This is a genomic window from Bacteroidota bacterium (genome assembly GCA_041658205.1).
GTDB lineage: Bacteria > Bacteroidota > Ignavibacteria > UBA10030 > UBA8401 > UBA8401.
Genome location: JBBAAO010000003.1, coordinates 58,519 through 79,019, shown reverse-complemented (window position 1 = coordinate 79,019; position 20,501 = coordinate 58,519). Strand labels below are relative to the sequence as shown.

The following is a 20,501-nucleotide window of genomic DNA, read 5'->3' as shown; positions in this document are numbered from 1 at the left end:
AATCATGTAATTTTGCAATCTTGTAATCTACTATGTCCTCCCCCTTAATGAAACAATACGCCTCCGTAAAGGCGAAATATCCGGATACAATCCTGCTTTTTAGGATGGGGGATTTCTATGAGACATTCGATGAAGATGCAAAAACAACTTCGAAAGTATTGGGAATTACACTCACTCGCCGTGGTAAAGCTGGGGACGTAGGAGAAACACCATTAGCAGGATTTCCCTATCACGCGCTCGAAACGTACCTTCCAAAATTACTAAAGGCCGGTTTGCGGGTTGCCGTTTGTGAACAACTGGAAGATCCGAAATTTGCAAAAGGAATTGTGAAGCGTGATGTGATTGAAGTTGTAACGCCGGGAGTATCCTTTTCCGATAAAATTCTTGAACAGAAACAAAATAATTATCTTGCGTGTGTTGCATTGCCAAGCGCTATCGCTGCGGCAAATGATCTTATCGGATTCTCATTCGTCGATATTTCTACGGGAGAGTTTTATACTTCGGAATTTCCATTTCGACAACTTCCGGAGATTCTGGGTTCCATCGCACCCGCAGAATTACTCGTCCAAAAGCGGGACAAAGAATCATTTCAGGAATTGCTTCGTACACAGTATAAAGGAATTTATTCATCGCTTGATGACTGGCTGTTTCAATTTGATTATGGAAATGAGAAACTGCTTCAGCATTTTAAGACTCAGTCCTTAAAAGGATTTGGCATTGAATCGATGAGCATCGGAATTATCGCTGCCGGTGGAGTGATGCATTATTTGAATGAGACACAAAAAGCGAACCTTGCTCATATTCAAAAAATCGTTCCGTATTCTGTTGAAGATACCATTGTTCTCGATCCTGCAACGAAACGAAATCTTGAAATTACCTCATCTCTCGGAGGCTCACTTGACGGAACATTATTCTCTGTGCTTGATAAAACAAACACCCCAATGGGTGGGCGTCTATTAAAACGGTGGGTGAACAATCCATTAAAAAAGATTGAACAGATCCATTGGCGGTCGAGTGGTGTGAAATTTCTTGTGGATCAATCTTCACTTCGTACAGATCTTCAATCAGAACTTTCTGAAATCGGTGATATGGAGAGACTGATTGCACGCATCGCCACAAGCCGCGCGAATCCGCGGGAGATGCTGGCGCTGAAGAGGATTTTGCAAAGCATTCCGAAGTTGAAAAAGATTCTTAGCCAAGATTTTCCAAATCTTAAAGATTTGGAAAATCTTTCCACTCTGCATGAGATTAACTCTAAGCTTCAACCTCTGGAAGAACTGACCGATGCAATCACTCGTGCGATTGCGGACGATCCACCGATGAAATTTGATGAAGGGGGAGTGATCCGTGAAGGATTCAACAAGGAATTAGATGAACTTCGGTCATTGTCATTCTCCGCAAAAGATTGGATTGCACAGCTCCAGATAAAAGAGCGGGAACGGACAGGAATTTCATCGTTGAAGATTGGATTCAATAATGTATTCGGATATTTTATTGAGATCACCCATACACATAAAGAAAAAATCCCGAATGATTACATCCGCAAGCAGACGATGACGAATGCGGAGCGGTATATTACTCCCGAGCTGAAAGAGTACGAAGACAAAGTGCTGAATGCGGATGAAAAAATTCTTGCGATTGAAATAAGATTATTTAATGAACTGAGATTACATGCATCGCAATTTGCCGGTGTGATTCAATCCAATGCACAGCAGATTGCAACGCTTGATTGCCTTGTTTCTTTAGCGCAGGCTGCACAAGAGAATAGATATACTATACCGGAGGTGAACGAAAGTGATGCGCTTATTATAGAAGAGGGACGGCATCCGGTAATTGAACAATTGCTTCCAATTGGTGAGCAGTATATTCCGAATTCCGTGCAGTTGGATACGAAAGAGCAGCAAATCCTGATTATCACCGGACCAAACATGAGCGGTAAGTCGTCCTACTTGCGTCAGGCGGGATTGATCGTCCTCCTCGCTCATATCGGAAGTTTTGTTCCGGCAAAACGGGCTGTTATTGGATTAACAGACAATATCTTCACCAGGGTCGGAGCGAGCGATAACATCACCAGCGGGGAAAGTACGTTTTTAGTGGAGATGCATGAAGCGGCCAACATTGTCAATCGTGCAACAAAGCGGAGTCTGATATTATTGGATGAGGTTGGCAGGGGAACCAGCACATTTGACGGAATTTCCATTGCTTGGGCATTGACGGAATATTTGCATGAACAGATCGGTGCCCGCACAATGTTTGCGACGCATTACCACGAATTGAACGAGCTTGCGACTCTTTATCCTAGAATTAAAAACTACAAAGTTGATGTAAGAGAATATGGTGATAAAGTGGTATTCCTCCACACGGTTACACCGGGAACCGCCGACCATTCGTATGGTATTCAGGTTGCGATGATGGCCGGACTTCCCACATCGTTGACCGATCGCGCAAAAAAGATTCTGGAAAATCTCGAAGCGTCGCAATTGACTCCGCATGAATTGAAAGGTGACGGTCATCTCGGTAAATCTAAACGTCGTATGACGAGAGTGGAGAACACCCCGCAGATCACCATGTTTGAGATGAAAGATGACGAGGTGCGCGATGCGATAAAAAAAATCGACATCAATGCTATGACGCCATTGGAAGCGCTGAAATTTTTGGCAAAAGTGAAGGAGAATTTGAGATAAAAAAATTACTTACTTGCACATAAAGTCACCATGATGTATTTTTGAAGGAGGAGGGTTAAACAATGAACAGTGCTAAACAAGAAGCAAAAGATCTTATTGAAAAACTCCCTTCCTCAGCTTCATGGGATGATATTTTTTATGAGCTTTATGTTCGTCAAAAAATATCCAAAGGAATAAAAGCAGCTGACGAAGGAAATGTCATTGTCCACGAAGAGGTGAAGAGGAAATTCGGGATCCGATGAAAATAGTGTGGACAGATCCTGCAGTGAATGATTTAGATGGTATTCAATCATATCTTACTCCAGATTCGACCCGTTACGCTTCAATTCTTATTGAAAAAATAATCCTTGCCGCTGAAAACTTAAAGCTCTTTCCGTTGATGGGTAGAATAGTGCCTGAAGTTGCAGAAATTGCCATTAGAGAAATATTTGTTCATCACTATCGAATTATTTACAGAACCAACGATGATCTTATAGAAATATTGGCGATCATACATCAAGCAAGAGATCTATCAAACATAAAAGAAAACTTATGAATATTGCTGATTTCAAAACACTTTTTGAATTCAACTCATGGGCTAATGCTCGAACGCTTCAAGCAGTCGATACACTACCTGAAGAACAGTTGTATGTTGATCTCAAAAACAGTTTTGGAAGTATTCACGGAACGCTGGTGCATCTTTGCGGTGCCGAAGATATCTGGCTGCAGCGGATGAACGGTGCAGATCCCGGAGTGTTTATGAAGAAGGATGTTTTTTCGACGTATGCATCTGTAAAGACGAAATGGAGTGATGTGGAGGCGGGATGGAAAAAATACATTTCAGTATTAACAGAAACGGAATTAGGGCGCACGTTGACATTTCATAATTTGAAGGGGGAGCAGGTAACGCAAAAAGTGTGGCAGTCATTACAGCATTTGGTGAATCATTCAACATATCATCGAGGGCAAATTACAACGATGATACGGCAGAGCGGTGGGAAACCGGTCGGTACCGACCTGATTGCATTTTATCGATTGCAGAATATAAGCTAACCGCGTTCGTTTTTTAATGCCATGACTTTAAGTCATGGCATTAAAAAACACTCTTACGCTACACCTTCCTGTTTTAATTCTTCCGGTGCTTCGCCGCTGTCATCAGATTGTGTTCCAGAAGTGAATGTGAGATCATCTTTTTTCTTGTTCATTTTTACTTTGATGATGCTACCTTCACCGAATGTCCCCTTTAAGATTTCCTCTGCGACCGGGTCTTCAACATATTTCTGTAATGCGCGCCGCAACGGACGTGCGCCATAGAGTTGGTCGTATCCTTTTTCGGCAAGAAATTCTTTTGCTTGTTTGGTCAATTCGATGGAGATGTTCATCGTGCTCATCCGTTTGAAGAGTTCTTTCACCTGGAGATCAATGATCTTGGTGATATCTTCTTTATTCAGTTGATGGAAGACGATAGTGTCGTCGATGCGGTTTAAAAATTCCGGATTGAAGACACGCTTTACTGCTTCGTCGATAGTATCCTTCATATGTTTGTATTTGTCCCCAATCGCTTCATCGCCGAAACCGAATCCTTTTGTTACTTTAATATCCCGTGCACCGATATTTGATGTCATAATGAGAATGACATTTTTAAAATCGACTTTTCTTCCGAGCGAGTCAGTAAGGATACCATCATCCAATACCTGAAGCAATATGTTGAATACATCGGGGTGAGCTTTTTCAATTTCATCCAGCAAAACAACCGAATACGGTTTTCTGCGGACTTTCTCGGTCAGTTGGCCTCCTTCTTCGTATCCCACATAACCGGGAGGAGCGCCAACGAGTCGTGAAACAGAGAATTTTTCCATATACTCGCTCATATCAACGCGAATCAGCGATTCATCCGAATCAAACAGATACCGTGCGAGTGATTTTGCCAACTCAGTCTTTCCAACGCCGGTTGGTCCAAGAAAAATGAACGAACCAATAGGACGTTTCGGATCCTTCAATCCCGCGCGAGTGCGGCGAATTGCTTTCGTCAGTTTTTCAATCGCTTCGTCCTGGCCGATGATGATATTCTTCAACGCAGAATCCATCTTGAGCAATTTTTGTGTTTCGCCTTCGGCAATCTTGTTGACAGGAATGCTTGTCATCATCGCAACAACGTCAGACATGTGGTCTTCCGTCACATCGAATATTAACGACTGCGATTTTAATTCCCATTCTCGCTTTGCAATTTCCAGATCGCTTAATAATTTCTTTTCCAGATCGCGAAGTCGAGCGGCTTCTTCAAAATTTTGACTTTTCACCACGCTATTTTTGGAGAGTTTAATCTTTTCGATCTCTTCTTCCAATTTCAAAATTTCCTGCGGAACGACAATGTTCGCCAAATGGACACGCGCGCCGGCTTCATCCATAACGTCGATCGCTTTGTCCGGAAGATTACGATCGGTAATATACCGGTCGCTTAATTTTACGGCGGAGATAATTGCCTTCTCGGTATAACGAACTCCGTGGTGCTGTTCATATTTGTCTTTGATATTTGCCAGAATCTGAATGGTATCATCAACACTTGCGGGATCAATCATAATTTTTTGGAACCGGCGATCGAGTGCACCATCCTTTTCGATAAACTGACGATACTCATCCAGCGTGGTAGCACCGATACATTGCAGTTCTCCGCGCGACAATGCCGGCTTAAACATATTCGATGCATCAAGCGAGCCGGATGCTCCGCCCGCACCAACGATGGTGTGAAGTTCGTCGATGAAAAGGATAACGTCTCTTGCTTTTTCCAATTCATTCATCACCGCTTTCATTCGTTCTTCAAATTGTCCGCGGTATTTTGTTCCCGCAACGAGTGCGGCAAGATCAAGTGTGACAACGCGTTTGTCGTGAAGTACGCGAGAAACTTTTTTATTAATAATCCGAAGTGCGAGACCTTCAGCGATGGCAGTCTTTCCTACACCGGGTTCGCCGATGAGTACGGGATTATTCTTTTTGCGGCGCGAAAGAACTTGCGCCACACGTTCGATTTCTTTTTCCCGTCCAACAACGGGATCAAGTTTTGATTCTGCTGCAAGCTTTGTCAGGTCACGGCCGAAATTATCGAGCACCGGAGTTTTAGATTTTTCCTGTTTCTTTTCTTGCGGCTGTCCGCCTGGAGCCGGTGGCTGCGACGGTTTTCCGCTGATAATATTGTCAAGTTCTGCGCGGACTTTATCGTAATGCACTTCAAATTGATGCATGATTTGAGCGGCGATATTATCGTCATCCCTTAATAAAGAGAGGAGAAGATGTTCCGTTCCGATGACATCGGATTTATAGAGTTTCGCTTCCAGATAGGTGATCTTTAGAACCTTTTCAGCCTGTTTTGTAAGAGGAATATTTCCGATGGTCAGCGTTCCGCCAGAAGTGCGGACAGTATCTTCGACCGCTTTTTTTAGTTTATAAAGATCGCAGCCAAGGTTGCGGAGGATCTTTACGGCAATGCCCTCACCTTCACGGATGATTCCGAGGAGTAAATGTTCTGTGCCGATATAATCATGACCGAGCCGGAGCGCTTCTTCGCGGCTGAGTCGGATGACATCCTGAACACGATTTGAAAAATTTCCTTCCATGTATTTTCCCTTTTCTTATGACTTACTCTATTAAGACGAATTCCGTAGTGAGTTTCTTTTAAATACCATCAATATTTTTTTAGGAACAAAACGAAGCAGGCAATTTTACAGTTCCCCAAAATTTCGGCATGATGCGAGCCATCGATTCTCAAAATCTACTGCATTTAAAAATAATATACCGAAATGCGAAAGGGCAGTCAAGAAGCGGAAAAATTAGGATATTCATGAAATGTAGTGTAAATATGAAGAATTCGTTGACTTTTTTCCGTTTGTTGGCTATATTGTTAAGCCAAACCTTGAACAATTGAAGAAATTGTTTGATTCCGCGGTAGCTCAATGGCGGAGCACGTGACTGTTAATCACGGGGTTGTAGGTTCGAGCCCTACCCGCGGAGCGAGAAATCCCGACCACCATGGTCGGGATTTTCATTTTATAGCGTATACTGTGTATGTCGTATATTCCTTAGAACACGATCTAGTACATAATGGTCAAACCGTGGGTTGAAAACGTCGAGTTGGAGAACACCAGCGGTTGAGTTCTTCTCAACAAGGCCGTATTTTCCGATGCGTTTGGTGAATCGAGAGGAAGCAGAGATCAGATCTGAGTCGATGAAGGATATCTCGATATACTCTATTGAATTTTACTATTAACGATCTCGAGAATTTCTTTTTCGAGTGCCATTGCCTTGCTCTCCAACTCTGCACCTTTGTGAAGTTTTTCTTTTACAAAATCAGATTCCTTCACCCCTGCAGCATTGATCTTCACATTCAAAAATGCACCCATCACGGCGGACCGCGCACACAACGCACCGACCCCCGCATCACTGACCGAATTCGGGTTTCCTTTTTCCGCCATTGCCTTTATCAGCTCCATTGATGCATACGATGTCTCCATGACCTGGAAGGGGATTTCAATCGCATATCGTGTTGCTGTAGTAATCGCCTCAGACCGTAATTTTTTTTCTGCGTCTGTTGATCTTGGAAGTTTGTACGAATCCATGATTGCATTGAATGCATTGGTGTCTTCATCAACCAGGAACAACAGCTTGTCCTTGATCGCCTGACCCCTTTCTGCCCAAGTGGAAAATTCCTCCCACCGTTCATCCCAGCCGGCTTTGTGGGACGATAAGTTTGCCACCATCGTTCCCAGCGACGCTCCCAGTGCGCCGATGTATGCAGAAATTGATCCGCCTCCCGGAGCGGGTGATTCTGATGCTGTTTCGTTTGCGAATCCCTTGCAGGTGTAGTCGATCAATTTCTTTTTTGAATTGTCTTCTAGCAGATATTCTATGATCTTTTCTTTTGGATTGAACGGTTTGAGATCATCGAGGCCAAGCGATTTTATTGCTATTTTTATTATTTCTTCCTCTGCGATACCGACCGAACGCTGCTGTTTTTTCAAAAAATATTTTCCTGCATCGAGCATGGCCTGTAAGGGTATCAATCCAATCAATTCAGAACCGGTGACCCGTATTCCCCGTTCCAATGCCTTTTTAGATGCCTCTTCAAATGCAATGTGAACAGGAGTGATGTTGATATTGGTAAGATTTATTGAAATTTGTGCAATACCGTATTCTTCAATGTACCATCCGATGGCCTTCACCGCTTTCAACGTGCCGGGAATGTACAGATCTTCCCCTTTTTCATTTTTAAGGATTTTGCCTGCGATCTGGTTGCCTTCTCTTTTCGGACGCCCCTTTTCTCTAATATCAAACGCAATTGCATTTGCTCTTCGCACAGATGTTGTATTCAGGTTTATATTATAGGCGATCAAAAAATCCCTAGCGCCGACGGCAGTTGCTCCTGCTGTAGCATTAAATGCAACAGGACCAAAGTCGGGTTTCCATTCCGGGTCGGACAATTTCTTTTGAAGCCCTTCATATTCTCCTGCGCGGCAGTTCGCAAGATTTCTTCGCTCCTCGGTATAGGCAGCGTACTCATAGCAATACACGGGAATGGAAAGTTCCTTTCCAATGCGTTCTGCCAGGCGTCGTGCGTACACAACTGTTTCTTCCATTGTAATTCCGGAAATCGGAATGAGTGGGCAGACATCGGTCGCGCCCATGCGGGGGTGTTCACCGGTATGATTTCTCATGTCAATAATTTCAGAAGCTTTCTTTACCGCCTGAAATGCAGCTTCAAGAACTGCCTCAGGTTCACCGACAAACGTTACCACTGTTCTGTTGGTAGCCTTTCCGGGGTCCACATCAAGCAGCCGGACACCGTCAACTCGTTCAATCTGAGAAGTGATCTGTTTTATGATAGCCATGTTCCGTCCTTCGCTGAAATTCGGAACACATTCGATTAATTTTTTCATACTGATCCACATTGGGTTATTGAATTTTCTCATTCATTACCATCACAACAGCGAAATTATCATCCAAAGAATAAGGAAATAAATGATAAGAAGGAATAGAGTTTCAGTATATTTTCAATCGTCATTTTTGCAGGGTGAGGTAGGGGTATTTCAATCAACGGTGGTTTGTATCACTGGAGGATGCAAGGATTGACAGCGAAGAATGTTGTATCAAATATACTACTCATCGACGACGGTATGCACCGGGGTATAGATCCCCGAAAGAATTATTGATAGAAAACAAAAATTCTTCCCCGCAATGGATTGAATACGAAATATACATAACTTGGCAAATTTGCTCTCTCTTTTCTGGATCGGTTTTTTATGGTCCGGTCACACTTATCTCAAAGGAAGAAATATTATGATCGTCGAGTAGATCGATCATGACTGACCGCATCCAGATACTGCTATCGCTGAAGTATTTCACCATTGCAGCACGGTTCTTAAAAACTGCAATCCAAACGCATCTCATAATATGTTTCTCCGAGTACGATCAAGCTAACCTTTTTCGAATTATCTTCATGTTTTGGGTACAGGAATGAATTTGTGAAGTAATGAATAGAAAAAGGAGGAAGATCAAAACACGATTTGATTCGAACTGGGTCGATGACCAGATATTTCTTCCCTTATTGCGAATTCTTTATTAAAAAAGGGAAATCTACGAAATCTTGTCCGGTACTTCTGGGTGGATCAGACCAGCCACCCGAAGCGCAATCATATCCGAATTGTGGAGGTTCAGATAGTAGGGTAAACGCTTGTGGTCGATGAAAATATGCTGGGCGCCTTTGCATATTTTGACCAAAACAACAGGAATTTCGAACTTTAAAAAGTTAGACTCCTCGTGTTTCTCGCGGAGCCACCCAATGAAGGCACTCGAAACTTGTGTTTCGGGTGCCTTCTCTTTTTTCCAGTCAATATCGAGTTTTCCACCTCTACGAAAACCAAATCGCAGCAACCCTTTTGGCTCCTTCATCTTTAAGAATGATTCAATCTTAGTAATCATTACTTTTGTTAGCATCTTCTTCTAAATATTCACCCATACAAATATGGATTTAGGTGTGAAAATAAGTTAGCATATAGACATATATTTTCCTTGACAATATAAGTCTATATGCTTATTTTAATATTAAATAAATCAGCATATAGACTGATAATAATATGTTTTAATAAGCATGTAGGCTTATATGAATAACCAAAAACGTTTGATTATAAAGCAATTAGATAGCAAAATACGAAAATTTCGTAATATAAAAGAACCATTTGCACCACCAAACGGATGGTTACTTGCTATTAGAACTGCCCTTGGCATGCCGAGAAGATCCGTTGCCAAAAGACTCCAAATCAGTGAACCGACGCTCCAAGGTATCGAGAAGCGAGAGGTCGAAGGTAATATCACTTTAAAAACATTACGCGAGACAGCGGCTGCTATGGATCTTGAATTGGTATATGGATTTGTGCCAAGAGAAGGATCTCTCCAAAACTACATACGAAAAAAAACTTATGAAGTAGCTAAGCATATCGTTCTTAGAACAGCGCACACTATGGCATTAGAAGATCAGGCAATTTCAGACAATAGAACCAAAGCTGCTATTAAAGAAAAAGCCAAAGAACTGGAATTAAAACTGCCGAGTTTCTTATGGGATTAAATCTAACTTACGATCCCGGTCAAACTCCATTAACGCCAGAGGAATTAGATGAACTAAAAATAAAATCGATTGCAACCAGAGGAGAGCTTGATGAATTAGAACAACAGAATATTGAAAAAGCTTTCGAGTGGTTGATGGGCAGAAGTTTATCAGTAGATAAAATTCTTTCTGAAGAATTCATTTTCGATCTTCACAAAAGGATGCTGGGCGACGTCTGGTCTTGGGCAGGAATACAAAGAAAATCCAATAAAAATATTGGTGTGGATTGGACACAGATTCGGACCGAGCTGAGAGCTTTGATAGTTGACACAAAATACTGGATTGAACATCATGTATTTTCAGAAGATGAAATTGCAATAAGGTTTAAATATCGACTTGTTTCGATACATTGTTTTCCCAATGGGAATGGCAGGCATTCAAGGCTTATGGCAGATATCATTATAGAAAAAATATATGGAGGAGAACTGTTCACATGGGGTAGTGGTAATCTCATCCAAAAAGGGCAAACTCGATCCAATTATCTTACTGCACTTAAGACAGGAGATGTTAATTCTATAGATGAACTACTAAAATTTGCGCGCTCTTAATATCGGTAGCCATGTTTAGTTGTCTTAAGAAATGAATAATCACGATACTATCAAAATAAGCCGAACCGAATTGTATGAACTCGTTTGGAAGACTCCGCTTATTAAACTCTCCAAAGAATTTACTCTTTCTGATGTAGGTCTTTCGAAACTTTGTAAAAGACATTTGATTCCTACGCAGCAGGACTGATATTGGACAAAGATTACTAACGGACATACTCAAGAAAAAAACACCTTTGCCTGATACCTCAAATAAAACAATTGAAGTTATTGAAATATTTAAGAAGTCATTCGACGGCAATAGCCCAATAAATGAGAAGTATCGCAACAAAGAGTTTGGAACAGATCAAAAAACTGAAAACCCTTTCGAATCTATTAAATCTTTCAACGATCTTCATCCTATTGGAAAAAACACTTACCAACAATTGAAATCTGAGAAACCAGATGATTACTCGAGGTTGGTGAGTTATGGCGAGAAAACGGTCGATATAAGAGTTTCAAAACTCAATTAGAAAGAGCGATGAGATTTTTTCATGCACTTTTTAAGTTCTTTTGAAAAACAAAGTTTTTCGATTATTAGCAAGAAGGATAATAATATTCATCTGTATGGGCCCGCTCTTGATAACAGAAAAGGAATGATATGAAACATACCACCGCAATGTATTTCTTACTTGCTTGTGTTTTGATTGGGATACAGCCGGATAAGGCGATTTCTCAGGGTCACAGCGCATGGAGTTATAATCTCAGCGTTTATGAAGTGAACGTGCGGCAGTACACGAAGGAAGGAACCTTTGCCGCCTTCGGGAAACATCTCGATCGTCTCAAAGATCTCGGTGTCGGCGTGGTGTGGTTTATGCCGATTCATCCGATCGGGTCAAAAAACAGGCTGGGGAGTCTCGGCAGTTATTATTCTGTCAAAGATTACTACGCTGTCAATCCAGAATTCGGCACGCTGAATGATCTAAAAGCGGTTGTCGATTCGATCCATTCCAAAGGCATGCATGTTCTTATGGATTGGGTCGCCAATCATACAGCGTGGGATAATGGATTGACACTGACGCATCCTGAATGGTATGAAAAGAACGGCAGCGGTAATTTTATCGCTCCGCACGGCACAAACTGGAGCGACGTGATTCAACTTGATTTCACCAACCAGGAGCTGCGGAACTATATGATCGGTGCGATGAAATACTGGATCGCGACGGCAAAGATCGACGGCTTTCGCTGCGATGCGGCAAGCTTTGTTCCGATCGATTTTTGGACGCAGGCGATCACCGAATTAAAAACATTATATCCTGACATTATGATGATTGCTGAGGACGATGGTGCAAAGTACTATCCTGCAGGATTTGATATCACCTATGCCTGGAGTTTTTATGGTTTTGGCAATGGTCTTTTGACCCGTCTTGCGAATGGATCCAATAACGCGAACAATTTGTCTGCATATGTGCAGAATGAAAGTGCGTCGTTCGGTGGGAATGCCCTTCGAATGTACTTCACCTCTAACCATGATGAAAACTCATGGTATGGAACCGACACCGAATTATTTGGCAGTGCGGCGGAGTCGTTCATCGCGTTTTCGCTTGTTTTCCGCAGCGTGCCGCTGATCTATGGGGGACAGGAAACCGGATTGAATCACAGACTGAAATTCTTTGATAAAGACTCGATCGTGTGGCAGACTCATCCATTGGCGAACCGTTATCGCGCGCTGCTTCGCACAAAACGATACAACAGTGCACTATGGAACGGCGCAGTGGGCGCAAGCCTGGTTCGGCTGGCAACATCCGATGATCAAAATGTTTTCGCGTTCGTTCGTCAAAAAGGTGCAGACAAAGTGTGCGGCATATTTAATGTTTCAAATTCCCAAAGAACAGTCACCGTGAGTGCGGAGAGTTATTCCGACACGTATCACGATATCTTCAATGATTCAGCAAAGACAGTGACCCAAAATTATTCAATCACGTTGCCGGCGTGGGGATATGCTGTCTACGAAAAGAGAGGAAGTACGGAAGGTGCTGCCGCGGACAATATTCGTCCGACAAAATTCAGTGTCTCGCAAAATTATCCTAACCCCTTCAACCCTTCAACACGCATTCTGTATTCGTTGCCGGAAGAAAGCCGCGTGACGCTCACAATTTTCAACTCGCTCGGGATTGCCGTGGCAAATCTTGTGAATAAAATCCAGCAGCCCGGTGAGCACACCGTTGTGTGGAATACGCACCTTGCGTCAGGCGTATATTTTTATCGGATGGAAATGGTGCCTGTTTATGGGCAGGATAACCGGTTTATGGAAGTAAAAAGAATGCTGCATCTGAAATAATTAAATGCAATGAAAATGTGATGCAGAGAAAATATCTCTATCCCGACCAGCGACGGTCGGGATATTTTTTTTATGAGTAAATAAATAGCCTTTTCCATTTCATTGATCATCGATTACCGCTTTCGTATTGTTGCATAGGATTCACGAATCGTTGTTAACCGAATCTCGATATCTTTTTTCGATATCCATCGGTTCTGTGTCATCACACCAAGAATTGTCCTTGTAGAAGTAATATCCTCCAGCGGATTTTTTTCAAGGAGCAGCAGATTCGCCGCCATCCCTTGTTCGATGGTGCCGGCCCTGTCGCGTTCGCCAAGAAAATCAAACGTATTTGTTGTGGCGATCTTCAATGCTTCGAACGGAGTCAATCCTGCATCGACTAATTCCTTTAACTCTTCATGGAGAGAAATGCCTGGCAAGGTGGAAGGAATTAAAGCGTCAGTTCCGATCAACAATTTGCCTCCCCGTTTATTGAGTTCATAAACGAACGGCCGCTGAAAGTTTTTGTATCCGTCGATTAAGGCCTCCCGGTTTTTCGTCGGGATAGGCTTGTACAAGTTTTGATAAATGTAATTCCAGATGCCGGTTGCCATCGGATGAAGGTATTCGGTGCCGGGCTTGGTCAGTTCTTCATCGGAATTCCTCAACAGTGCGTTGAGATTACGATGAAGGATTAATGTAGTGGTGACCCACGTATCACTGGCGGCGAAGAGCGAAGCATAATGATCGACTTCTGCAGCATTGTACTGTTTTGCAAATTTCATGACTTCTTCGGAATGGGCGATCATTTTTTGTCCTGCCGCAACGACATATTCCGGAGACGTGGAAAGGGGAATATGTCCAACTACCGGCATAGAGAGCGAGCGTGCCGTGGCGATGATGGTATCGTAAGAAATCTTATCCAAAAAGGAATAGACCTTCACCATGTCATACCCGTGATGATGCATTTCCAGCACCGCCTTTTTTGCTTCGTCAGCGCCGGTAACCCATGTGCTAATGGGAGGAGGCCACGCTTTTCCCGCACCGTCAATCATCCTGGATAGAACGAGTCGGGGAGCGATCAATTTGTTCTGCTCAATGTTCTCCCTCAACGGTATGTGTTCGTGAAGGGCAGACATGATGTTCACGGTGGTAATACCGTAAGCGATGTAGAGAAAGAGAATATCTTCAAAACGGATTTCATTACGGGAAAATTGCTTTTCCTTCGGGTACATGATATTCCAAGCATCACCTTCGACATGCACATGCATATCCGATAATGCAGGGATCAAAAATTTCCCCGTTGCATCAATGACGGTTGCACCGGGGGGAAGGGTCACCGTAGCTGACGGACCCACTTCCGTAATCTTACCGTCTCTTACCACAACAGAATAATCTCTGAGAACCTCTTCTTTCGTCATTGAAATTATACCGGCATGGGTGAACACGAGTGCTGTGTTGTTCTGTGCCGCTGCATGAACCGACAACAAGCATATGATCAATCCAATATTCAAACGCAGGCGATTGTATGTTGTATCCATTAAACGCGCTCCTTTCATTGACGCAAATCATTTAACCATCATTCAGTTCACTGTGAATAATAATTTCAATTTCCGCTCTATTAAAAAGCCACACCGAGTTTAAACGAAAGCGAATAGACAGCAGCGTAATTGTATTCCACTGCGCATCGGAATGCTGAGATCTCGGCAACGGCACCGATCATTGCCTGTATTCCGAAAATATTTTCGTCATTCAATGTAACCGCAGCCGAATTTTCATGCGAACGGGAAAGATACACGGAAATGCCCGCATACGGAGAGAGGGAAACCCAATCAGCAATAACGGCATAAGATCTGCTCGTCAGAAAATCAACACCATACATACCAAAATCGATATCGTCGGGACCGAACAACTTCACCATGGTTGCACGTGCGGATGCGGCCCAACGATTATCGCGATCGTTGACAATATTATACTGAACCTGTCCACCCCAAAATCCATAATTTGCATTTGGGTTCTGTGTGAAATAGACTCCAATATCAATCCGGTCAGTGATACCGGTTCTGGCGGTCAATCCGGGAAATCCGAACCGATCTCCTTCATAGAGCCAATGCGTAGAATCAGGATGGACAAAAGTGTCGTTCCAGCTGGAATTGGTATCGTCGATTTTAGACTGCCACTGAAGCAGGGACACTTCGAAATTTCCAAAGGACATCGGTCGTGCGTCGGTCAGCGAACGAAAATAGGTGATTAAACCAGCCTCTTCGGTAAAACGACTCCAGGCTTGTTGTGTCAGTGACGGATCGAGCTGCAAGGCACACTCCGACCATCGGTTACTGACGTGAAGTTTCACATTTTTTGATCCACCATGGGCGAAGGCCGGTACTGATGATGCGATTGCAAAAATCGCTGTCAAGAGGGCGGTGATGATACGCTGTTTCATAAAACGCTCCTTTACATTTCCGAACGGTCCTTAACGGCCATCGGTATTTATTTGGTCTGGACGTTCGGGGAGATCCCGAATCTGTTCCCGGTAATATTCATTACCGGGAAAAAGATACGGTGGTGAAGAGGCGAATTCGTTTCAGCGTGCAAGATGAAACCACAATATGTGTCTTGCCTTGCATGGTGAATCGTATGTACGGTCTATTATGGAGTGTTTACGGAAGCGATATATTCGGAGGGAGTTTGGCCGGTAATTTTTTTGAAATGCCGGTTAAAGGAGGATTTCGAGTTGAATCCACAGTCGAACGCGAGCGACATCAATGTGAGATTTCGGTTTTTTGGATCTGAAACCATCCGTTTGAATTCTTCAAGGCGGTAGTGATTAACAAAGTCGTAGAAGTTTTTTTCCGCTTTCTCATTGATCACCTGGGAAAGAGTATTGGAGTGGACATTGAGTCGTGTTGCAAGGTCATCCACGGAAAGTTCGCTCTTTTTGTACATCGATTCGCCGGTCATCAAGCGAGTCAGTTCCCGATACAGTCGTTCTGCCTGCTCGTCGCTCAGTCCAGATTTTGCATATTTTTCTTTTACTTCATCCTCCTGCATCGGTTCTGTGGTTGCCGGAAAGATTCTCGCTTGGCGGATACCAAAAAAACCAACCATGAAGACGAAGACAACCACTCCCATGAAAATAACTGTATCGTTGGTGAAGAGAACCAACAACCAGATTCCCCCCATGCCCCAGGTGAGAATCTGCAACCACTGGAGATCGATCTTGTGCTGATAGGAAAATCGGTCAAGGATACGACGGCGATGATTTCTAAGGAGCAGACTTGACCAAACGATGTACACAATACCGGAAACACTGACCGCAAACGTTGATATCGTCCGGAAAAGCTCGTATCCCGCACCCAGGCTTTTAAAAATGGAAATTTTCTCGTCCGCTGATAATACGAAGAATGGTATCAAAAAGAGATACATGACAACAGCAGGGAAGGCATGGAGGATCAGGAAGGTTTTACGTTTCGGCAGCTGGTTGGTAAGTGTACCGACGTACAGATACAGGAATACACCGTGGAGCAGCGGAAAAGGGTAGCTGACTCCCAGCAGGAAAGGGTAATGATAAATTTCTTCGCTGTACCAGAGATAGAAGATGAAGAGATGCAGCGTAATCAGAAACATCCAGAGTATAAGGATTATTTCCGGTCTGGATTTGTTCTTCTTGCCAATAAGCAAGAATTCAAAGAACACCGCTATAGTCATTCCTGCAATAAAGATCATTTGGTCACCATTTCCATTGCCGAATGTGCATATGAAAAGTGAAAAATGCAATAATTCCGGTTGTTGGTATGTTCTTCGAAACGTCTGCCGTCATAAAAGGATAGAAAGTATCGTTACGGAGAAATTTGCCTATTGTAATGTACCACCAGTTCCAATACTTATAGCATTTACGAACCTAAGGTTTGTTTACCGCAACAATTCCAAAAACAATAATCTCAATGTGTAATGATCTTTTGAACAATTCTCCTTCGAATTCAATTGCTTGATTTCCTCGACGAGGTGAGCTATTTTACCACAGCATACGTCTAAGTATAAAATAACGATTGTGTGAGATACAATCGATTGCCTTACCACTCGTTCTCCTTTCCATTACTACGGGGGCGCCAATGAAACTTCCAACCATTTCCCAAGCTGTCGCAAACGCAGTTAATACCTTTGTTCGTTTTCCGCTTGTTCTTCTTGATACAATTGTCGGAACTGCGTGCGGATTGGTATTGATCGAATACAATGAATCGATCGTACCGACGGTGTTGGTGCAGATCCTCTTTGGGGCAATTCTCGGATTTCCGTTATTGACCGGACTTGTCCTTACGGCTGAGAAATGGAAATGGGGGAAAGCGGTTTCTTTTGGTTTTCAGTTTGCTGGTGTACTGTTCGTTGCACTCTATTCGACAACAGTCCCTCAGGATCTTACCGACGCACCTGCATTTCATATCATGCGATTATTGATGCTCACGTTGGGATTGATCTTCTTTACACTAACAATACCGTTTCTGAGGAGCGAAAATAATCTCGGGTATTGGCACTTTTGTAAAACGGTGGTTGTGAGAGTCCTTACTGCCGGTATCTCTGCCATCGTCATGTGGGGTGGACTGGCAATTGCACTTGCTGCGCTGAACAATCTTTTCGGGGTGGATATTCCCGGAAAGCGGTATGGGGAATTGTGGGTATTCATCAATGGAGTATTCTCGATCTGGTTTTTTCTTGCAGGTATTCCCAAAGACCTGGATAGTATTAACGAAGTTGCGGACTATCCGAAGGGACTCAAGATCTTCTCTCAATATATTTTGTTTCCTCTTGTGCTCATCTATTTCGTCATCCTGTATGCATATCTCGGGAAGATTCTGCTGGCGTGGGATTGGCCTCAAGGATGGGTGAGCAGGCTTATTCTTGGATTCATCGCGACAGGTATCACCTCGCTATTGTTAGTGCATCCGATTAGAGAGCGAATCGAAAATAGCTGGATCAAAACAGCTGCCCGCTGGTTCTATGTCATCATCATTCCGCTCACGGTTATGCTTTTCTTGGCGATATGGCAGAGAGTCTCCGAGTACGGGATTACCGAAGGGAGATATCTTGGCTTCGCAACCGTGGCATGGCTTTGTGTGTTCACATCATATTTCATTTTCAGCAAGAAAAAAAATATTCTTTTTCTTACCGCATCTCTTTGCATTGCACTGTTTGTTGTGAACGTGGGTCCATGGGGAATGTTCGCCGTTTCGGAAGCGAGTCAGGTCAATCGTCTCAAGGATATTCTTGTTCAAAATAATATGCTTGTTGATGGACGGGTGCAGAGCAAGCACGACTCACTGCAATTGGAAACTACCCGGCAGATCAGTTCGATCCTTGATTATTTATCAGAAATTCATGGATTCGATGCGATCCAGCCATGGTTTAGCGAAAGTTTAAAACGCGACAGTACGGGAATTGGTTATGCCTTTAAAGACCCGGCGCAAATCGGGAAACTGATGGGGGTAGCATATGTTCGTGTGTGGCAGTCATCGGTAAACGGGATAATCACTCTTACAACGGATCGAGATAGAGTGATGGACATTGAAGGTTATGAACGAATGTTGCGAGGGCAGCGCATTTCTTCAGGGGTCACGAATCGTGAATTTTCGGATCAAGGAATTGGATACCGAATTGGGAAAGATCTGAGCACAATAACAATTACAGTGTGGAATGAGAAGAATACCGCCGATTCTCTGCAGATCGATCTGAAGCCCCTTGTCGATAACCTCACGGCAAAATATGGTAATGCATCCATGGAAAAAATTCCACCCGAAGAGATGGCGATCGCTGCATCAAACCGCTCAGCCATGATTAAAATATTTCTCTCTACCATCAGGATACAGCGGCATGAAGGAAGCTCGAAGGTCATCTCCTTTGAGGCACAGATCGCATACAAGCGTGGAATTGGATTAAGATGAAGAGAGGTATTGCTTTTGGTTCGGGCATGAAAAATAAAAGATAATCGGATAATTATAAATTTAGTTCGTCCGCCGAAACGATGCGCTTTGTGCAAAACGTAAAAGTTCTTTTCCGTAATTACGAGAAGGGCTTTTTTGGTTTAAAAATACGTAACTACTAACATTAGTGATTTTTGCCACTAAAACACGAAAGAACAAAATTTCACCAATCTTTTTGGGGTAATGGTTCAAATTTTTTTTTGCGCAGTTTCGTGTTTTTGTGATTTGGTGGCACGTTTTGAATTTTTATGTAATTCTGCCGAGGAGTTACATAAATTTCAAATGACTATCCCTTTTGGTGGAAGCGATTGGAACTTCGTAGCTTTTCATTGGTTTCAAATTACATCATTATTTCACTTTAAACTTTTCACCATAATCGCTCATTCCTTGCATGATGGTGAGAAGTTTTTTCCCTTCTTTACTTAGCGCGTATTCCACTTTTGGCGGAACAACGGTGTAAACCTTTCGTGTAACAACACCATGCACTTCCAAATCGCGCAATGTCTGCGTTAACATCTTGTCGTTGATTGTCACCAGGATCTTTTTCAATTCTCCAAATCGTTTTGGCTTGTCGCGTAAATTCCAAATGACTAAGCCTTTCCACCTGCCACCAACAATACGAAGTGTAAGATCGACAGGACAATAAAAATATGTTCCGTTTAATTTATATCTGTTCATGGAATAAATATACATACCGTATAGATAAAAACAAACCATACTACCCAAAAAGATAGTGCTTCCTTTTTGGGTAGTATCTTGTTGTCTGTTCGGTATCTCTGTACCTTAACACCATCACAGAACATTTTTTATAACCGAAGGGGCAATCATGCAAAAAGAAAACATTCAACAAACAGCATTAGCCGTGTCAAAAGCAATCTTAGAAGGGCGATGGAACGATCTTGACAATCTCTTAGATGAAAAATTTACCTATACCGGGGACGGATTCGTCTTTACAAAAGATGAGTACATTGGTTTTATGCAGGATATGAAAGCGGCATTTTCAAATTTACGAATGGAATTTCCTCACATTGTTGTGGACGGTGATACTGCATCAATCCGTTTTATTTCAAAAGCAGTGAATACTGGAAAATTTATGGGAGCGCCCGCCAATAATAAAAATCTGGAAGTGCATGGAATTTTTATCAGAAAAGTGAAAGATGGAAAAGTAATGCAGGAGTGGCAAACAACCGATTTGCTTGGAGTAATGAGACAAATAGGTTTTGGCGCACTCTTTGGATATGCCTTATTTGTTGGATTATTCAATGTAAAACAGGCTCGTCCGGTAAGAAAACGATAATTTCAGTCCAGTATTGAGATTCATGTTCTCGTCCCAAATTCACCTCTTCAATAGTGTATTACTCTGATGGA

Annotated in this window: 18 protein-coding genes and 1 tRNA gene; 11 read left to right on the top strand and 8 right to left on the bottom strand. The window is 42.8% G+C overall.

Features of this window, described 5'->3' with window-relative positions:
* The first annotated feature begins 32 nt into the window (after nt 1-32).
* The 4 genes from mutS to WDA22_15505 all read left to right on the top strand — a co-directional run bounded on the left by mutS (nt 33) and on the right by WDA22_15505 (nt 3,716).
* Nucleotides 33-2,684 (top strand): DNA mismatch repair protein MutS, encoded by a 2,652-nt coding sequence (gene mutS / locus WDA22_15520; GenBank protein MFA5834884.1) that lies wholly within the window; start codon nt 33-35, stop codon nt 2,682-2,684.
* A 62-nt stretch (nt 2,685-2,746) separates the two neighbouring features.
* Nucleotides 2,747-2,926 (top strand): hypothetical protein, encoded by a 180-nt coding sequence (locus WDA22_15515; protein MFA5834883.1) that lies wholly within the window; start codon nt 2,747-2,749, stop codon nt 2,924-2,926.
* Entirely contained in the window at nt 2,923-3,219 is a 297-nt protein-coding gene (locus WDA22_15510) for a type II toxin-antitoxin system RelE/ParE family toxin (protein ID MFA5834882.1), read from the top strand. Before WDA22_15515 ends, WDA22_15510 begins: the two co-directional genes overlap by 4 nt.
* Nucleotides 3,216-3,716, top strand: coding sequence for a DinB family protein (locus tag WDA22_15505; protein MFA5834881.1), 501 nt, complete (start codon nt 3,216-3,218; stop codon nt 3,714-3,716). Before WDA22_15510 ends, WDA22_15505 begins: the two co-directional genes overlap by 4 nt.
* 53 nt (nt 3,717-3,769) lie before the next feature.
* Here the strand turns inward: WDA22_15505 and WDA22_15500 are convergent, their stop codons facing one another.
* Nucleotides 3,770-6,274 carry an ATP-dependent Clp protease ATP-binding subunit gene (locus WDA22_15500; protein ID MFA5834880.1) on the bottom strand — a complete coding sequence of 835 codons (2,505 nt, stop codon included), beginning with the start codon at nt 6,272-6,274 and terminating at the stop codon, nt 3,770-3,772.
* A gap of 322 nt (nt 6,275-6,596) precedes the next feature.
* Between WDA22_15500 and WDA22_15495 the strand changes: the two genes are divergently transcribed.
* Nucleotides 6,597-6,668 (top strand) — tRNA-Asn (locus WDA22_15495).
* 236 nt (nt 6,669-6,904) lie between these two features.
* On the opposite strand, the gene ftcD is transcribed toward WDA22_15495, so the two are convergent.
* From ftcD to WDA22_15480, 3 genes are all read right to left on the bottom strand, one after another.
* Nucleotides 6,905-8,590 carry a glutamate formimidoyltransferase gene (ftcD, locus tag WDA22_15490; GenBank protein ID MFA5834879.1) on the bottom strand — a complete coding sequence of 562 codons (1,686 nt, stop codon included), beginning with the start codon at nt 8,588-8,590 and terminating at the stop codon, nt 6,905-6,907.
* Between the two features lie 361 nt (nt 8,591-8,951).
* A complete protein-coding gene (locus WDA22_15485; GenBank protein MFA5834878.1) occupies nt 8,952-9,101 on the bottom strand; it encodes a hypothetical protein in 150 nt (49 codons plus the stop codon).
* 186 nt (nt 9,102-9,287) lie between these two features.
* A complete protein-coding gene (locus tag WDA22_15480) occupies nt 9,288-9,632 on the bottom strand; it encodes a hypothetical protein (GenBank protein MFA5834877.1) in 345 nt (114 codons plus the stop codon).
* A gap of 181 nt (nt 9,633-9,813) precedes the next feature.
* Here WDA22_15480 and WDA22_15475 point away from each other — a divergent pair, with 181 nt between their 5' ends.
* From WDA22_15475 to WDA22_15460, 4 genes are all read left to right on the top strand, one after another.
* A complete protein-coding gene (locus WDA22_15475) occupies nt 9,814-10,275 on the top strand; it encodes a mobile mystery protein A (protein ID MFA5834876.1) in 462 nt (153 codons plus the stop codon).
* Nucleotides 10,266-10,862, top strand: coding sequence for a mobile mystery protein B (locus WDA22_15470; GenBank protein ID MFA5834875.1), 597 nt, complete (start codon nt 10,266-10,268; stop codon nt 10,860-10,862). Before WDA22_15475 ends, WDA22_15470 begins: the two co-directional genes overlap by 10 nt.
* 233 nt (nt 10,863-11,095) lie before the next feature.
* The gene (locus tag WDA22_15465; GenBank protein ID MFA5834874.1) at nt 11,096-11,371 is read left to right on the top strand and encodes a hypothetical protein; all 276 of its coding nucleotides are present in this window, start codon (nt 11,096-11,098) and stop codon (nt 11,369-11,371) included.
* Nucleotides 11,372-11,499: 128 nt separating this feature from the next.
* On the top strand, nt 11,500-13,179 hold the full coding sequence (locus WDA22_15460; GenBank protein MFA5834873.1) for an alpha-amylase family glycosyl hydrolase: 1,680 nt from the start codon (nt 11,500-11,502) through the stop codon (nt 13,177-13,179).
* A 113-nt stretch (nt 13,180-13,292) separates the two neighbouring features.
* Here WDA22_15460 and WDA22_15455 read toward each other — a convergent pair whose 3' ends face one another.
* From WDA22_15455 to WDA22_15445, 3 genes are all read right to left on the bottom strand, one after another.
* On the bottom strand, nt 13,293-14,699 hold the full coding sequence (locus WDA22_15455; GenBank protein MFA5834872.1) for an amidohydrolase family protein: 1,407 nt from the start codon (nt 14,697-14,699) through the stop codon (nt 13,293-13,295).
* Between the two features lie 80 nt (nt 14,700-14,779).
* Nucleotides 14,780-15,601 (bottom strand): hypothetical protein, encoded by an 822-nt coding sequence (locus tag WDA22_15450; GenBank protein MFA5834871.1) that lies wholly within the window; start codon nt 15,599-15,601, stop codon nt 14,780-14,782.
* A gap of 206 nt (nt 15,602-15,807) precedes the next feature.
* Entirely contained in the window at nt 15,808-16,884 is a 1,077-nt protein-coding gene (locus tag WDA22_15445) for a helix-turn-helix domain-containing protein (protein MFA5834870.1), read from the bottom strand.
* 386 nt (nt 16,885-17,270) lie between these two features.
* On the opposite strand from WDA22_15445, the gene WDA22_15440 reads away from it, so the two are divergent.
* The gene (locus WDA22_15440; protein ID MFA5834869.1) at nt 17,271-19,094 is read left to right on the top strand and encodes a DUF4153 domain-containing protein; all 1,824 of its coding nucleotides are present in this window, start codon (nt 17,271-17,273) and stop codon (nt 19,092-19,094) included.
* Nucleotides 19,095-19,481: 387 nt separating this feature from the next.
* Here WDA22_15440 and WDA22_15435 read toward each other — a convergent pair whose 3' ends face one another.
* Nucleotides 19,482-19,811, bottom strand: a complete 330-nt coding sequence (locus WDA22_15435) for a helix-turn-helix domain-containing protein (GenBank protein ID MFA5834868.1) — start codon at nt 19,809-19,811, stop codon at nt 19,482-19,484.
* Nucleotides 19,812-19,959: 148 nt separating this feature from the next.
* On the opposite strand from WDA22_15435, the gene WDA22_15430 reads away from it, so the two are divergent.
* A complete protein-coding gene (locus WDA22_15430) occupies nt 19,960-20,430 on the top strand; it encodes an ester cyclase (protein ID MFA5834867.1) in 471 nt (156 codons plus the stop codon).
* Nucleotides 20,431-20,501 lie beyond the last annotated feature (71 nt).

Bases quoted from the DNA above. Each gene is read 5' to 3' on its own strand.
- WDA22_15470 (MFA5834875.1), top strand. From the start codon at position 10,266: ATGGGATTAAATCTAACTTACGATCCCGGTCAAACTCCATTAACGCCA.
- WDA22_15475 (MFA5834876.1), top strand. From the start codon at position 9,814: ATGAATAACCAAAAACGTTTGATTATAAAGCAATTAGATAGCAAAATA.
- WDA22_15430 (MFA5834867.1), top strand. From the start codon at position 19,960: ATGCAAAAAGAAAACATTCAACAAACAGCATTAGCCGTGTCAAAAGCA.
- WDA22_15510 (MFA5834882.1), top strand. From the start codon at position 2,923: ATGAAAATAGTGTGGACAGATCCTGCAGTGAATGATTTAGATGGTATT.
- mutS (MFA5834884.1), top strand. From the start codon at position 33: ATGTCCTCCCCCTTAATGAAACAATACGCCTCCGTAAAGGCGAAATAT.
- WDA22_15435 (MFA5834868.1), bottom strand. From the start codon at position 19,811: ATGAACAGATATAAATTAAACGGAACATATTTTTATTGTCCTGTCGAT.
- WDA22_15480 (MFA5834877.1), bottom strand. From the start codon at position 9,632: ATGATTACTAAGATTGAATCATTCTTAAAGATGAAGGAGCCAAAAGGG.
- WDA22_15450 (MFA5834871.1), bottom strand. From the start codon at position 15,601: ATGAAACAGCGTATCATCACCGCCCTCTTGACAGCGATTTTTGCAATC.
- WDA22_15485 (MFA5834878.1), bottom strand. From the start codon at position 9,101: ATGAGATGCGTTTGGATTGCAGTTTTTAAGAACCGTGCTGCAATGGTG.
- WDA22_15505 (MFA5834881.1), top strand. From the start codon at position 3,216: ATGAATATTGCTGATTTCAAAACACTTTTTGAATTCAACTCATGGGCT.
- WDA22_15455 (MFA5834872.1), bottom strand. From the start codon at position 14,699: ATGGATACAACATACAATCGCCTGCGTTTGAATATTGGATTGATCATA.
- WDA22_15500 (MFA5834880.1), bottom strand. From the start codon at position 6,274: ATGGAAGGAAATTTTTCAAATCGTGTTCAGGATGTCATCCGACTCAGC.
- WDA22_15440 (MFA5834869.1), top strand. From the start codon at position 17,271: ATGAAACTTCCAACCATTTCCCAAGCTGTCGCAAACGCAGTTAATACC.
- WDA22_15515 (MFA5834883.1), top strand. From the start codon at position 2,747: ATGAACAGTGCTAAACAAGAAGCAAAAGATCTTATTGAAAAACTCCCT.
- WDA22_15445 (MFA5834870.1), bottom strand. From the start codon at position 16,884: ATGATCTTTATTGCAGGAATGACTATAGCGGTGTTCTTTGAATTCTTG.
- ftcD (MFA5834879.1), bottom strand. From the start codon at position 8,590: ATGAAAAAATTAATCGAATGTGTTCCGAATTTCAGCGAAGGACGGAAC.
- WDA22_15460 (MFA5834873.1), top strand. From the start codon at position 11,500: ATGAAACATACCACCGCAATGTATTTCTTACTTGCTTGTGTTTTGATT.